The organism is Actinomycetota bacterium (assembly GCA_016700055.1).
Taxonomy (GTDB): domain Bacteria; phylum Actinomycetota; class Acidimicrobiia; order Acidimicrobiales; family Ilumatobacteraceae; genus Kalu-18.
Map to the genome: position 1 here is coordinate 1962953 of CP064997.1, position 14775 is coordinate 1977727.

14 protein-coding genes and 3 pseudogenes are annotated in these 14775 nt (G+C 68.3%); 13 read left to right on the top strand and 4 right to left on the bottom strand.

What is annotated here, in order from left to right; all coding sequences use genetic code 11:
* Positions 1–58 precede the first annotated feature (58 nt).
* The 10 genes and pseudogenes from IPM43_09630 to IPM43_09675 all read left to right on the top strand — a co-directional run bounded on the left by IPM43_09630 (position 59) and on the right by IPM43_09675 (position 7349).
* The gene (locus IPM43_09630) at positions 59–232 is read left to right on the top strand and encodes a hypothetical protein (protein ID QQS23700.1); all 174 of its coding nucleotides are present in this window, start codon (positions 59–61) and stop codon (positions 230–232) included.
* Positions 181–962: pseudogene (locus tag IPM43_09635) on the top strand (SDR family oxidoreductase). The gene IPM43_09630 and the pseudogene IPM43_09635 overlap by 52 nt, the downstream one beginning before the upstream one ends.
* An 82-nt stretch (positions 963–1044) precedes the next feature.
* Positions 1045–1846: pseudogene (locus IPM43_09640) on the top strand (enoyl-CoA hydratase/isomerase family protein).
* Between the two features lie 73 nt (positions 1847–1919).
* The gene (locus tag IPM43_09645) at positions 1920–2426 is read left to right on the top strand and encodes a helix-turn-helix transcriptional regulator (GenBank protein QQS23701.1); all 507 of its coding nucleotides are present in this window, start codon (positions 1920–1922) and stop codon (positions 2424–2426) included.
* An 81-nt stretch (positions 2427–2507) separates the two neighbouring features.
* Positions 2508–3017 (top strand): thioesterase family protein, encoded by a 510-nt coding sequence (locus IPM43_09650; GenBank protein ID QQS26413.1) that lies wholly within the window; start codon positions 2508–2510, stop codon positions 3015–3017.
* Positions 2990–3295 carry a thioesterase family protein gene (locus IPM43_09655; GenBank protein ID QQS23702.1) on the top strand — a complete coding sequence of 102 codons (306 nt, stop codon included), beginning with the start codon at positions 2990–2992 and terminating at the stop codon, positions 3293–3295. The genes IPM43_09650 and IPM43_09655 overlap by 28 nt, the downstream gene beginning before the upstream one ends.
* A pseudogene (locus IPM43_09660) lies at positions 3292–4454 on the top strand (MFS transporter). Before IPM43_09655 ends, IPM43_09660 begins: the two are co-directional and overlap by 4 nt.
* Positions 4455–4518: 64 nt before the next feature.
* Positions 4519–4677 carry a hypothetical protein gene (locus IPM43_09665; GenBank protein ID QQS23703.1) on the top strand — a complete coding sequence of 53 codons (159 nt, stop codon included), beginning with the start codon at positions 4519–4521 and terminating at the stop codon, positions 4675–4677.
* Between the two features lie 45 nt (positions 4678–4722).
* Entirely contained in the window at positions 4723–5649 is a 927-nt protein-coding gene (locus IPM43_09670; protein QQS23704.1) for an amidohydrolase, read from the top strand.
* A gap of 140 nt (positions 5650–5789) precedes the next feature.
* Positions 5790–7349, top strand: coding sequence for an MFS transporter (locus IPM43_09675; protein ID QQS26414.1), 1560 nt, complete (start codon positions 5790–5792; stop codon positions 7347–7349).
* Between the two features lie 10 nt (positions 7350–7359).
* Here IPM43_09675 and IPM43_09680 read toward each other — a convergent pair whose 3' ends face one another.
* The gene (locus IPM43_09680; GenBank protein QQS23705.1) at positions 7360–8499 is read right to left on the bottom strand and encodes an aminotransferase class V-fold PLP-dependent enzyme; all 1140 of its coding nucleotides are present in this window, start codon (positions 8497–8499) and stop codon (positions 7360–7362) included.
* Between the two features lie 107 nt (positions 8500–8606).
* On the opposite strand from IPM43_09680, the gene IPM43_09685 reads away from it, so the two are divergent.
* Both IPM43_09685 and IPM43_09690 read left to right on the top strand, forming a co-directional pair.
* Positions 8607–9296, top strand: coding sequence for a hypothetical protein (locus tag IPM43_09685; GenBank protein ID QQS23706.1), 690 nt, complete (start codon positions 8607–8609; stop codon positions 9294–9296).
* A 56-nt stretch (positions 9297–9352) separates the two neighbouring features.
* Positions 9353–9763: a YccF domain-containing protein gene (locus IPM43_09690; protein QQS23707.1), complete on the top strand. Its 411-nt coding sequence runs from the start codon at positions 9353–9355 to the stop codon at positions 9761–9763.
* 57 nt (positions 9764–9820) lie between these two features.
* Here the strand turns inward: IPM43_09690 and IPM43_09695 are convergent, their stop codons facing one another.
* Positions 9821–10750 carry a formylglycine-generating enzyme family protein gene (locus IPM43_09695; protein QQS26415.1) on the bottom strand — a complete coding sequence of 310 codons (930 nt, stop codon included), beginning with the start codon at positions 10748–10750 and terminating at the stop codon, positions 9821–9823.
* Between the two features lie 150 nt (positions 10751–10900).
* Here IPM43_09695 and IPM43_09700 point away from each other — a divergent pair, with 150 nt between their 5' ends.
* Positions 10901–12385, top strand: coding sequence for an arylsulfatase (locus IPM43_09700; protein ID QQS23708.1), 1485 nt, complete (start codon positions 10901–10903; stop codon positions 12383–12385).
* Positions 12386–12562: 177 nt separating this feature from the next.
* On the opposite strand, the gene IPM43_09705 is transcribed toward IPM43_09700, so the two are convergent.
* Together IPM43_09705 and IPM43_09710 are read right to left on the bottom strand one after the other, a co-directional pair.
* On the bottom strand, positions 12563–13186 hold the full coding sequence (locus tag IPM43_09705) for a response regulator transcription factor (GenBank protein ID QQS26416.1): 624 nt from the start codon (positions 13184–13186) through the stop codon (positions 12563–12565).
* Entirely contained in the window at positions 13186–14691 is a 1506-nt protein-coding gene (locus IPM43_09710; protein QQS23709.1) for a sensor histidine kinase, read from the bottom strand. Before IPM43_09710 ends, IPM43_09705 begins: the two co-directional genes overlap by 1 nt.
* Positions 14692–14775 lie beyond the last annotated feature (84 nt).

A 14775-nucleotide genomic window follows, 5' to 3' on the forward strand; every position in this document is an offset into this window, starting at 1 on the left:
CCATCGGAAAGGGGGCTACGTGTCGAAGTGGCGGGCATCCGTGCATCACACGCATCTCATGGCCAGCGACATCGACGCGTCGCTCGAGTTCTACCGCCACTGGTTCGACGCCGTCGTCGTCGCCGACTTCGACTACGCCGGCGCGCGCAACGTGTTCGTCGCCGTGGGCTCCGGACGAAGATGCAGGCATGGTTCGCCCTCGGCGAGACACAAGCCTCCCTCGCGTTCGTGACCGGCGGCGCGGGCGGGATCGGGGCCGCCGTGTGCCGCCAGCTCGCCGCCGACGGGCACACCGTCGTAGTTGCCGACCTCGACGGGGCGGCGGCCGAGGCGTTGGCCCGGCGAGTCGCCCGGCGCCGGGCACGTCGGCACCGCTCTCGACGTCGCCGACACCGACGCCGTGCGGGCGACGTGTCAGCGGATCGAGCGCGAGGTCGGCCCGATCGATGCGCTCGTGAACGTCGCCGGGTGGGACCGCTCGTCGCCTTCGTCGACACCACCCCGGACTTCTGGGACCGGGTCATCGACGTCAACTACCGCGGCACGCTGAACACGGTGCATGCGATCCTGCCCGGCATGATCGGAGCGCAGGCGCAGGCCGGATCGTGTCGGTCGCGTCCGGCGCGGCCCGCGTCGGCTCGTCGCTCGGGGTCGATCTACGCCGGCGCCAAGGGGCGGTGATCTCGTTCTCCAAGAGCGTGGCTCGCGAGGTCGCCAAGCACGGCATCACCGTCAACGTGGTGTGTCCCCGGCCCCACCGACACGCCGCTGATCCGCGGGATGGCCGACGAGGCTCGGCACCGACGAGAAGCTCGTCGATGCCCTGGCCGGGCGATCCCGATGCGCCGCCTCGCCACACCTGACGACGTGGCACCGGCGATCGCCTTCCTCGTGTCCCGGACGGCGCAGGTTTCATCACCGGCCGGGCGCTGTCGGTCAGCGGTGGCCTCACCGTGACCTGACAGGAGCCGACAACATCGCCAAGTGGTGCGAAGTCGCACCCGCTCGCCCCGTTCCACACCGACCCGGCAACAGGAGCTCTACGTGACCATCGACTACGCCGCCCGCTATCCGACCCTCACGTTCGACCGCCCTGCGGAACGGGTGCTGCAGATCACGCTCGACGCGCCCGGTCTCAACGCCGTGTCGCCCGACGGGCATCGTGAGCTCGCCGACGTCTGGCGCGACGTCGACCGCGACCCCGACACGAACGTCGCCATGCTGCGCGGCGCCGGCAAGGGCTTCTCGGCGGGCGGCAGCTTCGAACTGCTCGAGGGGATGATCGCCGACTACGACTTCCGCATGAAGGTCATGCGCGAAGCCCGCGACCTCGTGATGAACGTGCTCGAGTGCTCCAAGCCGATCGTCAAGCGATCCACGGCCCCGCCGTCGGGGCGGAAGCTTATCGCCGGCGTGCTCGCCGACGTGTCGATCGTGGGCCGCACCGCTCGGATCATCGACGGCCACACCCGGCTGGGCGTGGCCGCCGGCGACCACGCCGCCATCTGCTGGCCGCTGCTGTGCGTCATGGCCAAGGCCAAGTACTACCTGCTCACCTGCCACCCTGACGGGTGAGGAGGCCGAGCGAATCGGACTGGTGTCCCTGTGCGTCGACGACGACCAGGTCCACACCCGCGCGCTGGAAGTGGCGACCGAACTGGCCTCCATGGCGCAGCCGGCGTTGCGCTGGACCAAGCACTCGTTGAACCACTGGTTCCGAACCGCCGGACCGATCTTCGACGCCTCGCTCGGCCTCGAGTTCCTCGGGTTCGGCGGCGCCGGCGCGGCCGAGGGCTCGCTTCGCACCGCGAAGCGGGCACCGGTGTTCCCGGAGCGCCACGCCTAAGTGAAGCGAGGGACGAGACAGGTCGGTATCGTTAGGGCTCGTGACTGGAGACCGGGGCGCTCGGCACCGTCTGATGAAGGCGGCGACGATGCTGTTCTATCGAGACGGCATTGCCGTGACTGGCGTGGATCGGATCGCGGCGGAGGCGGGCGTGGGGAAGATGTCGTTGTACCGGCACTTCGACGGCAAGGACGATCTCGTGGTGGAGGTACTGCGGCGAGCGGGTCGTCGAGCATCTCGACTGGTTGTTGCCGATGACGCCCCCGGCGAGGCGCAGGTACTGGCGGTGTTCGACCGGATCGCCGGCGCGGCTCGCAAGCCCGGCTTTCGGGGTGTCCGTTCGTTCGGGCGGCGCTGGAGCTGCCGGTGGGCCATCCGGGTCGGACGGTCGTGTTGGACTACAGACGTCAGCTTGCAGAGCGGGCCGACTACCACCTTCAAGCTGCCGGTTTGGTCGACCTGTGCTGGGACGGTGGGCCGGCTGGTGATGTTGATCGACGGCGCTGTGACGGCGTGTGCGGTGCAGCGTTCGGCGGCCCGCTCGCCAGGCCCGCGATCTCGCCGAGGTCGCGTTCGATGACGAGGCAGCGGGAACGATGACGACACCGAAGCCGCGACAGGTCCGGAACCGGCCGGCCAGGAGGAGGGCGAGGTCGCCGGTCTGCCGGCGGCGTTCTACCGTCGCATCGACGACGACACGTACGAGGCCACCTCCGCGACCGAGTCGCCCTGGGACGCCACCGCTCAGCACGGCGGGCCAGCGACCGCGCTGTTGATCGCCGCGGTCGAACGCGAACTGAGCGGAAGCGGACTGCGAGCGACGTCGGTGACCGCCGAGTTCTTGGAAGCGATACCGCGAGGCGTCGTCGACGTCACCGTGTCGGTCGTGCGGTCCGGTCGTCGCGTCCAACTGATGGAGGCGACGATGCACGCCACCGACACGCCCGTGCGATCGCACGCTGCTGGTGCATCCGCGTCGACGAGCGCGAACCACGACCGGCCACGCAACTGCGACCGCGCTCACCCCATGGCATCGCCGCCAGCACCACGTTCCTTCCCGGCGTCTCATCGACGTGGCCCTACGGGCGAGCGATCGAGTGGCGCTTCATCGACGGCAGCTACACCGAGACCGGCCCGGCGTCGGTGTGGGCGCGGACCCGGCTCCCGCTGATCGAGGGCGAACCGACCAGCGGCCTGCAACGACTCGCCATCGTCGCCGACTCCGCCAACGGCGTGTCGTGTGAGCTCGACCCGCGCGACTGGTTGTTCGTGCCCACCGGAATCGCGATCACCGTCGCTCGCCATCAACACGGCGACTGGCTCCACCTCGACGCCCACACCCTGCTCGCCGGCGACGGCATCGGCACCGTGCACGCCGACCTCAGCGATGAGCTGGGACCGGTGGGCACGTGCAGCCAGCCTCTTCTCGTTCAACTCCGACCGACATGACGGTGACGCCGCCGGTTCGGGCGCGCCGGGTCCACTACGCGTGGGTGGTCTTCGCCACAGCGTTCGTGACGCTGCTCGGCGCGGCTGGGTTCCGGTCGACACCGGCGATCCTGATCGATCCGTTACGCGACGAGTTCGGCTGGAGCCGGGCGACGGCGCGCTCGGCACCACCCAGATGACCGAGAGCTGGCACCTGTTCCTGTTGTGGGGTGTGGTCGTCGGTCTCGGCTCGGGCTGCATGGCCACGGTGTTCGCGTCGACCGTCGCCAGTCGCTGGTTCGTCGCCCGCCGCGGGCTGGTGCTCGGCGCGCTCACCGCCGCGACCGCCAGCGGTCAGCTCGTGTTCCTCCGTTCCTCAGCCGCCTCGCCGACGGGATGGGCTGGCGGTGGGTCGGGCTGGCCATCGCCATCTCGGCGCTTGCGGTCGTGCCGATGGTGGCGCTGTTCCTGGCGATAACCCGCCGACGTCGGCCTGTTGCCCTACGGCGCCACCGAGCAACCACCGGCGCCGAGCAGCGACCGCGAGGTCCGACCCGTGCACGCCGTTCAGCGCCCTGGGCGACGCATGGCGCAGCGGCACGTTCTGGCTGCTGTTCGGCAGCTTCTTCGTCTGCGGCCTGTCGACCAACGGGCTGATCCAGACCCACTTCATCTCCGCTGCCCACGACCACCACATCGCGGCGGGCATGGCGGCCACCTACCTCGCCTTCATCGGCGTGTTCGACGTCATCGGCACGATCGGCTCCGGCTTGCTGACCGACCGCTACGACCCGCAGCGCCTCCTCGTCATCTACTACACGTTCCGCGGCCTCAGCCTGCTCGTCATCGACCCCGCGCTCGCGGCCCAAGGCGCCGGCCTGTTCGGCTTCATGGCGTTCTACGGCCTCGACTGGGTCGCAACCGTGCCACCGACCGTCGCCCTCTGTATCAACCAGTTCGGCATCAGCCGCGGTCCCCTCGTGTACGGCTGGGTGTTCGCCGGCCACAAGCCGGAGCCGCCGTCGCGGCATGGGGTGCCGGCGAGATCCGCGACATCACCGGCTCCTACCGCCCCGCCTTCATCGCCGCCGGGATCGCATGCATCATCGCCGCCGCCGGCGTCACCCGCATCAAACACCACACGAACCAACCCATCCCGGCCGTTGCGGTGCCCAGCTGAGCACCCCCAATGGCGAGGATCTCCGGGCGGAGCGTCAGCATCGCCAACTGTCTGGCGTCGTGCGGTGTCGCGCGCCGCAGTTTGGACCACCCGCCCGCTCGAGCGCTACTGGCGCGACCTGCGCACGGGGGGCAGCCACCTCTGCGACGCGATGGACACCGCCTACACCTCGTGGGCCAACGTCGAGCTCCGAACCGGTACGCCGCCGAACACGTTCCACTGACGATCGCGCGCAGAGCATGATGCCCGATGTGCACCTGGAGGAAGATTGACCGGTCGCATCGATACCCATCACCACGTCGTGCCACCCGACTACGCGAAGTGGCTCCACGCCAAAGGCCAACTCGCCGGTGGTCTGCCGATCCCGGACTGGTCGCCGCGCGCAGCGCTCGAACTGATGGATCGACACCGCATCGACACCGCCGTGCTGTCGGTCTCCACACCCGGAACGCACCTCGGCGACGGCAGCGACGCGGCGGCGATGGCCCGACTGGTCAACGACTACGCCGCCGCGATGGTCGACAAGCATCCGGGCCGATTCGGGTTCTTCGCCACGCTGCCCCTCCCCGACGTCGACGCGTCACTCACCGAACTCGCTCGCGCCCTCGACGAACTCCACGCCGACGGCGTTGTGCTGCTCGCCAACAATCGGGGTTTCTACCTCGGGGACTCCACCTTCGATCCCGTCTTCGACGAACTGCAACGGCGCAAGGCCGTTGCGTTCATCCACCCCTCCACCCTGCCCGGCCTGGCGCCGATGGACGGCATCCCACCGTTCGTGGCCGACTTCTTGCTCGACACCACGCGCGCCGCCATCAACCTCTGCCGGTCCGGCACCGTGGAACGTTGCCCCGACGTGCGCATGATCCTGTCCCACGCGGGCGGCTTCGTTCCCTACGCCGCGATGCGCCTCTCCCAAGCAGCGTCGCCCACGGGAAACCCCGTCGACGGCCTCGACATGCTCAGCCGCTTCTACTTCGACATCGCCCTGTCCGGCAGCCCGTTTGCACTCCCCAGCCTGCTCGCCTTCGCCCGACCCGGGCACGTGCTGTTCGGCACCGACTGGCCGTATGCCCCCGACTCCGCCGTCGCCGCGTTCACTGGCCTCTACGAGACGTACCAGCTCGACGACGACGAGCGCGCATCGATCGACCGCGACGCGGCCGAGGCACTCTTCCCGAGGCTCCGCCGGTAGTCCATCGAGCGTCCCGTCGATGGGGCGGGTGTGCGTTTACGCTGCGCCCGGTGACCGGGGGGACTGGTGGTAGGGGCGAGGCCGCGGTGTCTGGTGGGGCCTCGGTCGTTCTGGTCACGTTGGCGGCGGCGCAGTTCTTGATGACGTTGGACACGTCGGTGATGAACGTGGCGATCGCGACCGTCGCCGCGGATGTGGGGACGACCGTGACCGGCATCCAGACGGCGATCACGATGTACACGTTGGTGATGGCTGCGTTCATGATCACCGGCGGCAAGATCGGACAGATCATCGGCCGCAAGCGTGCCTTCGCGATCGGCTCGGTGATCTATGGGAGCGGGTCGTTGACGACCGCCCTCGCGCCGAATCTGCCGGTGCTGTTGTTCGGCTGGTCGCTGCTCGAGGGGTTGGGGGCGTGCCTGATTCTTCCCGCCATCGTCGCGCTGGTGGCGGGCAACTTCGATCGCGAGGCCAGGCCGCGGGCTTATGGCATGGTGGCGTCGGCGGGGGCGATCGCCGTGGCAGCGGGTCCGCTGATCGGCGGGTTGTTCACCACGTATGCGTCGTGGCGCTGGGTGTTCGCCGGCGAGGTCCTGTTGGTGATCGTCATCCTCGTGTTGACGCGACGGATGGCCGACACGCCGGCGGACCGCGACGTCAAGCTCGATCTCGTCGGGACTGCGCTGTCGGCATTGGGGCTCGGTCTGGTCGTGTATGGCGTGTTGCGCTCCGGTTCGTGGGGGTTCGTCACGCCGAAGCCCAGTGCACCGGAGTGGCTCGGCCTGTCACCGGTTATCTGGCTCATCACGATCGGTGCGCTGGTGCTCCTGCTGTTCCTGAGATGGGAGGATCGTCTGATCGCGCAGGGCAAGGAACCGCTGATCAACCTCCCGCGGCTGAGCAACCCGGTTCTTCGCGGCGGACTGATGGCGTTCATGTTCCAGTACCTGTTGCAGGCCGGCTTGTTCTTCGTCGTGCCGCTCTACTTGTCGGTTGCCCTCGGCTTGTCGGCCATCGCCACCGGTGTGCGACTGATGCCGCTGTCTGTGACGCTGCTGCTCGCCGCCGTCGGCATCCCGCGTCTCTTCCCCAACGCCTCGCCGCGCTTCGTCGTGCGAGTCGGCTTCCTCGCCCTGTTCGCCGGCATCGCCGTGATGGTCGGCGTGCTCGAACTCGGCGCCGGACCCGAGATCGTGACCTGGCCGATGCTGCTCGCCGGGCTGGGGGTGGGTGCACTGGCCTCGCAGCTCGGCGCGGTCACCGTCTCGTCGGTGCCCGACGAGCGCAGCGGCGAGGTCGGCGGGCTCCAGAACACCGTCACCAACCTCGGCGCCTCGATCGGCACCGCCCTCGCAGGTGCGCTGCTGATCTCGGCGCTCACGGCGTCGTTCTTCACGGGCCTGGCCGACCACCCGGACGTGCCAGACCAGATCGTCTCGCAAGCCGAGGTGCAGCTGACCAGCGGGATCCCGTTCATCTCCGACAGAGATCTCGAAGCGGCGCTCGCCGACGCCGACGTCGAACCCGCAGTCGCCGACGCCATCGTCGACGCCAACGCCACCGCACGCATCGACGGACTGCGCACCGCGTTGGCGGTACTCGGGCTGTTCTCGATCGTGGCCGTCATCGCCGCGCGCCGGCTTCCCAAGGTGCAACCGAGCGACCCGCGATTCGCCGAATCGCTCGTCACCACCGACTGAAGCCTCGCGTTCAGGGTCTCGGTGCGCGACGAAGAGCGGCGAGTGCAGCGTCGATGTCGTCTCGGTCGTTGTAGACGTGGGGTGAGAAGCGGATGCCGCCGCCGCGTGGGGCGCAGCGGATGCCGTCGGCGGTGAGGTGCGCGTGGAGTGCCTCGGGGGCGATGCCGGGGGTGCTTAAGATCACGATGCCCGACCTCTGGTGTCCGGCGCGCGGGCTGACAATGGTGTGGCCGTCGTGTTCGAGGCGTTCGCACAGCTCGTCGGTGATCGCGAGGACGCGGTGCTCGACTTGTTGGATGCCGTGGGAGAGGAACAGGTCGACCGCTGCGCCGAGGCCGAGGATGCCGGCGATGTTCTCGGTTCCGGGCTCGTAGCGGTCGGCGGTTCGTGGGAGGTCGAGGCGGTAGTCGAACGCGAACGGTTGCTCGACTGACAGCCAGCCGACGATGTCGGGCCGGATGCGTTCGAGCGCGCGATCGGAGAGGTGGACGAAGCCGATGCCGGCGGGACCGAGCATCCACTTGTGGCTGCTGACGGCGAGCACGTCGATGTTCGACCGTTCGACCTCGATCGCGAGCGCGCCGACCGATTGGGTGCCGTCGACGACGAACAGGACGTCACGCTCGCGGCAGAGGGCGCCGATCGTGTCGAGGTCGTAGCGGTGCCCGTTGGAGTACTGGACGGCGCTGACGGTCACGGCGCGGGTGCGATGTTCGATCGCGGACTCGATCGATTCGGGTGTGGTGTGCCCTTCCGGTGCGGGCACGGTGCGGAGCTCGACGCCTCGCGGCGCGAGGTTGAGCCACGGGTAGTAGTTGGAGGGGAACTCGCGCTCGGGGAGCACGACGTTGTCGCCGGGCCGCCAGTCGATCCCGTTCGCCGCGATCGACAGGCCGGTAGAGGTGTTCTGCGTGAACGCGATGTTGCCCGCGGTGGATCCGACCATCAGCGCGATCCGGGCGCGTACGTGCTCGGCGTCGTCTCGCCACGAGTTGTCGAAGCCCTCCGCGCAGTACTTGTCCACCACGTGGCGGATCGTGTCGCGCACGTCTGTCGAGATCGGCCCGACCGACGCGTGGTCGAAGTGGATCGTTTCGTTGGCGGACGGGAACTTCGCCTTGAGCTCGGGGAGCGGTGTCGTGCTGGCCATGTGCGCCTCGTTCGGTGGTCAGGGGGCGTCTACGGTTTGCAGCGTCATGACGTGCGGCCTATCACGATGGGCGTCATCGGGGTCGCCGCAGCCGTGGAGCAGACCAAATGGAACCGGATGATCTGACCGCCGACGTACTCGAGGACGTCCGCTTGGCCGTATACCGGTCGCTCGCGGCCACCGGGCGGCTCCCGAGCGCCGACCGGCTCGCCGAGATCGCCGGCAGCCCGGTGCGCGCTGCGCTGGCCACGCTCGAGCTTGCCCGGCAGCGGGCGTGGGCGCTCGGCGCCGACGGCGGAATCGTGCTCGCCCACCCGTTCGCCACCAGATCGTTCGGGTACAGCGTGATGAGCGCGACGACCCTGTGGTGGGGAGGCTGCTGCTGGGATGCATTCGCCATTCCTCACCTCGTTCCCGACTGCGGACCGACGATCATCGCCGGATCGTGTCCCGCATGCGAGCGCCCGATGGTCTGGCGGATCGATACCACCAGCCCACCCGATGGAGCTGAGCGAGCCCACTTCCTGGTGCCGACTCAGCACATGTGGGACGACGTCATCCACACCTGCAGCAACCAACTGCTGTTCTGCGACGACTCCTGCATCGACACCTGGCTCGAACGCACCGGCAACCACGAGGGCTACCGCATGGACCTCGCCACGCTCTGGCGGTTCGCCGCTGGGTGGTACGCCGGACGCCTCGATCGCGGCTACACGCGTCGCGAACCCGCCGACGCGCGTTCCTACTTCCGTGAAGTCGGGCTCCACGGCGCCTTCTGGGGCCTCACCGACGCGTAGACCGCGTCCCTGAATCCGCGACGCACCACTAGGGTCCGAATGCAGAGGGGGCGGTAATGAAGACGGTGGGGAACATCCTTTGGCTGGTGTTCTGCGGGTTGTGGTCTGCTCTCGGTTGGTTGCTCTGGGCAGCGATCCTCGCGATCACGATCGTCGGGCTGCCATTTGCCCGCCAGTGCGTGAAGCTGGCTCGGTTCTCGCTGTGGCCGTTCGGGCGAATGATCGTGAAGGATCCGTCGGCGACGAAGTTGGGAGTGATCGGCGCCGTGCTGTGGTTCATCCCGGGGATCATTCTGGCGATCGGGTACGTGATCTCGGGCGCCGTGTTATGCCTCACGATCATCGGCATTCCATTCGGCATCCAGTCGATCAAGATGGCTGGCCTCGCGCTTCAGCCGTTTGGCAAGAAGATCATTCGTTCCAAGGACGTCGGAACGTTCTACGCCTCTTCGGCCGTCGGCGAATAGCAGGCCACCGCGCACTGGTGCCTTCGCCCGAAGCGCGGGCGCCAGACGGGGGCTCGGTCACGACGCCTCCGTCCAGACCACGCGCATGCCGATGTGGCTCATGCCCGAGTCGATCATCTGCGGTCGCCGTGCCGCCGGCCGGTACCGCCGGCAGTACGTGTCGGCGCAGAGGTGCGAGCCACCCTTGATCACCTTGCGCGGCACCGGAAACGCCGGCTGCGCCGGGTCGAGGCTGCCCTCGGCGGACCCGCCCCGCGGGTTGGTCGGCACACAGCAGGGCTTGTCCGCAGCCGCCGGGTGGCGCGACACGTACCAGTCGTCGGTCCACTCCCACACGTTGCCCGCCATGTCGTAGAGGCCGTAGCGGTTGGGCGGGAACGAGCCGACGGGCGAGGTTCCGGTGAAGCCCGACTCCCCGGTGCTGCGCCACGGAAAGTCCGGACCGTCCCACGTGTTGGCCATGATCCGTCCGCCCGGACGCTGTTCGTCACCCCAGGTGAACTCCGCTCCTTCCAAGCCGCCGCGGGCGGCGTACTCCCACTGCGCCTCGGACGCCAGTGTGCCGCCGACCCACGACGCGTACGCCACCGCGTCCTCGTAGGCGACCTGCACCACGGGGTGGTCCGAGCGGTCACCGATGGAGCTTGCCGGGCCTTCCGGCTGCCGCCAGAACGCACCGGGGGTCCACGTCCACCACTGGTAGAGGTGGCGCAGGTCGACGGGGCCCGATGTGGGGGTGAACACCAACGATCCGGGCACGACGTTCTCGGGTGGCGCCCCGGGGTAGTCGGCCGGGTCGAGCGGTCGTTCCGCGACCGTCACGTAGCCGGTGGCGTCGACGAACTCGGCGAACTGCGCGTTCGTCACCGGGTGGGCGGCGATCACGAACGATTCGACGTGCACCAGATGAGCGGGGGCTTCCTCGGGATAGTGGTGGTCGGAGCCCATGAGGAATGTCCCGCCCTCGATGCGGACTCCCTGCGTCATGCGTTGCTCGGACCCGCTCACGGTGAGACGGTAGCCCGGGTCGAGTGGCCGTCGTCGGTGGCCCGGCACGACCGGCCTCGACCGGCCTCGGAAGGCCTCTGAGTTACGCTCGTCCGTCGCAGCGTCAGCTGAGCGAGGGGGTCGTGAGCCATGCCGGATGGAAAGCCGAACATCGTCGTCATCTGGGGCGATGACGTGGGCTTCACGAACCTCAGCGTGTACAGCCGCGGAGTCATGGGATACCGCACACCGAACATCGATCGCATTGCGAGCGAGGGGGCGGTGTTCAGCGATCATTACGGGCATCCGTCCTGCACCGCCGGGCGTGCGGCGTTCATCACGGGCATGTATCCGATTCGCACTGGCCTCACCACGGTGGGCATGGTCGGTGGACCTGTGGGCATGCAGGCCCACGACGCCACGCTGGCCGAGGTGCTGAAGACACAGGGCTATGCGACGGGGCAGTTCGGCAAGAACCACCTGGGCGACCGGAACGAACACCTGCCGACGCTGCACGGATTCGACGAGTTCCTCGGCAACCTGTATCACCTCAACACCGAAGAAGAACCCGAAGACGAGGATTACCCTCGCGATCCCTCGTTCAAGGAACGTCACGGACCCCGTGGGGTGTTGCACACCTGGGCAAGCGACACCGAGGACGATTCCGTCGATCCTCGATTCGGCAAGGTGGGCAAGCAACGGATCGTCGACACGGGTCCGTTGACGCGCAAGCGCATGGAGACCGTCGACGAGGAGTTCATCGAGGCGGGCCTCGAGTTCATGAACAAGGCGCACGCGGACGGAAGGCCCTTCTTCGTCTGGTTCGCGACCTCCCGCATGCACGCGTTCACCAGGGTGCCGCAGAAGTACCGGGACATGGCGAGGGAGTACACCAGCTACCACGACGACTACGGCGCGGGCATGATCCAGCACGACGAGAACGTGGGCTCGATCCTCGATTGGCTGGACGCGAATGGGGTCGCGGACGACACCATCGTCATCTACTCGACCGACAACGGCGTCGAGCATTCGACGTTCCCCCATGGCGGCACGACACCGTTCCGCTCCGAGAAGATGACGACGTGGGAGGGCGGCGTGCGCGTTCCGATGCTCGTGCGCTGGCCGGGCAGGATCGAGCCAGGAACTGAGCTCAACGGAATCCAGAGCCACGAGGACGTCTTCACGACCTTGTCGGCGGCCGCCGGGGTGGCCGACATCCGTGAGCGGATCGCTACTGGCGACACGCTAGGCACCGATGTGGAACACAAGAACTACATCGACGGAGTCGACAATCTCGACTACTGGTGTGGGGCGACAGATGAGTCGGCCCGGGACGAATACGTCTACTACGCGGAATCCCGCCTACAAGCGGTGCGGATCAATCAGTGGAAGGCTCACTTCTTCGTGCGCGATGGGTATTACGGGCACACCACGAAGCTCGACATCGCCTACCTGTTCAACGTACGGCAGGACCCGTACGAGAGCTACGACCAGGCACCCGGACCTCGCGCGACGATCACCCAGCAGAAGACCTGGCTGTACAACGACATCGTGGAGCGAGTCGGACGACACCTGGCCACGCTGCAGCAATACCCGCCGAAGCAGCAGGGAGGCAGCCTGAGCGTCGGGAACTGAAGCCGCGACGCTCTGCCCACAACGACGCTGTTCAGCTCGAGGAGCTGATCCGGCGCTTCTCGGAGCTCTCCAACGAGACCGCTGGTGAGCACTTCACGCCCGCGTGGTTCTTGATGGTCGCTTCCTACACGGCGCTCCCCGAGTTCCAACCCGCTGGAACAGCGGCCGAGCATCGGGTCAGCGGCCGTAGCCGGCCTCGCGGGCCAGCAGGATTGCCTGGCTGCGATCGACGGCTTGGATCTTGGTGAGGATGTTGGCGACGTGGTTGGCGACGGTCTTGCGGGAGACACCCAGTTGGGTTGCGATCGTCCCGTTCGGCTTGCCGGTGGCGAGCAGGTCGAGCACCTCGTGCTCACGGTCGGTCAGGTGCGGGAACCGGGCCCGTGCCGGTTCGATGCGCCCGACGCCTTGCAGCACGATGTCGCCGACCTTGCGACCGAGGATCACTTCTCCCGCGTGGACTGCCTGGATGGCGCGGATCAGCTCGTCGTCGTCGGCTCCTTTGAGCACGTAGCCATTGCCTCCCGACTGGAGGGCACGCAGGACGGTCGTCTCGTCGTCGTGCATGGTCACGAACAGCACCCTGGTCTCGGGCTGCGCGGCACGGATCGCGCGGGCCGCCTCGATGCCGCTGCGCGAGCCGAGTCCGATGTCCATCACGACTACGTCGGGCCGTGCGCTGCGGGCCATGGCGATGGCCTCTTCTGCGGTGGCGGCCTCGGCGACGAGCTCGATCTCGGGCCGGGCTTCGGCGAGGAAACGAAACCCCGACCGCACGAGGGGGTGATCGTCGACGATCATCACGGTGAGGGGCACTGTGCCGACTCCTCGGTGGTATCGGTCGGCGACGGCCGTAACAGCGACTCGTCACCCGGATCGAGCGTCTCCGACTTCGCCGACGGGGTTGACGCGTGGTGGCTGGGCTGGGTGCGAGGGAGCGTCGCGGTGACGCAGAACCCGCCGCCGGGCAGTGGGCCTGCCGTCACGAACCCACCGACCTCGTTGGCCCGAGCCGCCATCGACGACAGACCGACACCATGCCGGCCGGGTTCGCTCGGCCCGGCCCCGATGCCGTCGTCGATCACTTCGACGACCAGGTTCTCGGGCGTCGTTGCGAACCGGACGATGCAGCGGCTGGCACGCGCGTGACGCACGACGTTGGTCAGCGCTTCGTTGACGATTCGGTAGAGCGCCGTCTCGGCCGCCGGCGTGAGTCCGAGATCGTCGATCCGACCCACGTGGATGGAGATCGAACCGGCGGCCGACAGCTCGTTGGCCCGGGCGACCAGCGCATCGAGCACCGGGAGGTGATCCAGCACGGCGGGCCGGATCGCTTCGACCATCCGCCTCACGTCGTCGACCAGCGTCCCGATCTCGGTGCTGGCAAGGCCGAGCATCTCCGCGGCGCGCTCGGGCCTGCTGTCGACCAGGTGCTTGGCCGCGTCGACCTTCATGCGCACCGACGTGAGCCCCGCGCCGACACCGTCGTGCAACTCGGCACGAATCCGCCGACGTTCGGCGTCGGTGGCGTTGACCGCGTGGTGCAGCGATCGGCGCAGCATCGGGGTCAACCCCCAGATCCGGTTGCGCAGGATCACGATCGTGACGACGGCGATCATCACCGCGGTGAACACCTGGCCGACGACCTCACCGCTCTCGCCGCCGCCCGCGACCGCGCCTGGCACCACCAGGCTGGCGACGACGACGGCGATGACGAACCCGACGGCGCGGCGCTCGCCGTCGACACTGCGACGGAACCGGGCGACGAGCGGGATCACGCACCCGATCGCGCTGAACGCGAGCAACGGGATCATGACCACGCCGGCGACGTCCGACAGCGACGAGGACGCCGTCGGGAGTGCTTCGATCGCGGCAGCGACCAGGCCCAGTGCGCCGGCCACCAGGGAGACCACGAAGTAGCGACGCCAGCGGTCGACGGGCCGGCCGGACGGGAACAGCTGCAGGAACGCACCGAGCAGCGGCAGCTCCACGAGGATCAACCATGACACCACCCATTGCGCCCACTGGTCGGCAGGCGCGAGCCCGCTGACGAGACTGGCAACGGCGTGCGCAGCCGACGCACCCAAGGCCAGCCACGCGAACGGAAGCGTCGGGCGCCACCACGCGAGCGCGGCGCCGGGCAACCACCACGCCACCGCGAGCGCCGCCTGCACCAGCGGGAGCTGCGGCGATGGCACGTCGGCCTCGGCCACGACGTCACTGCGCACGAACGCCACAACCAGAGCAGCGACGATCGTCGTGCCGACGATCCCGGCGACGATCACCGGCCGACCGCGTAAGCGCATGACGCCAATCCTTGTCGAGGAGCGATCCCGGTCGCTACGAGCGATCTTCCCGATCGGTCGGGAACGCGTGCCCGTGACCTCGGG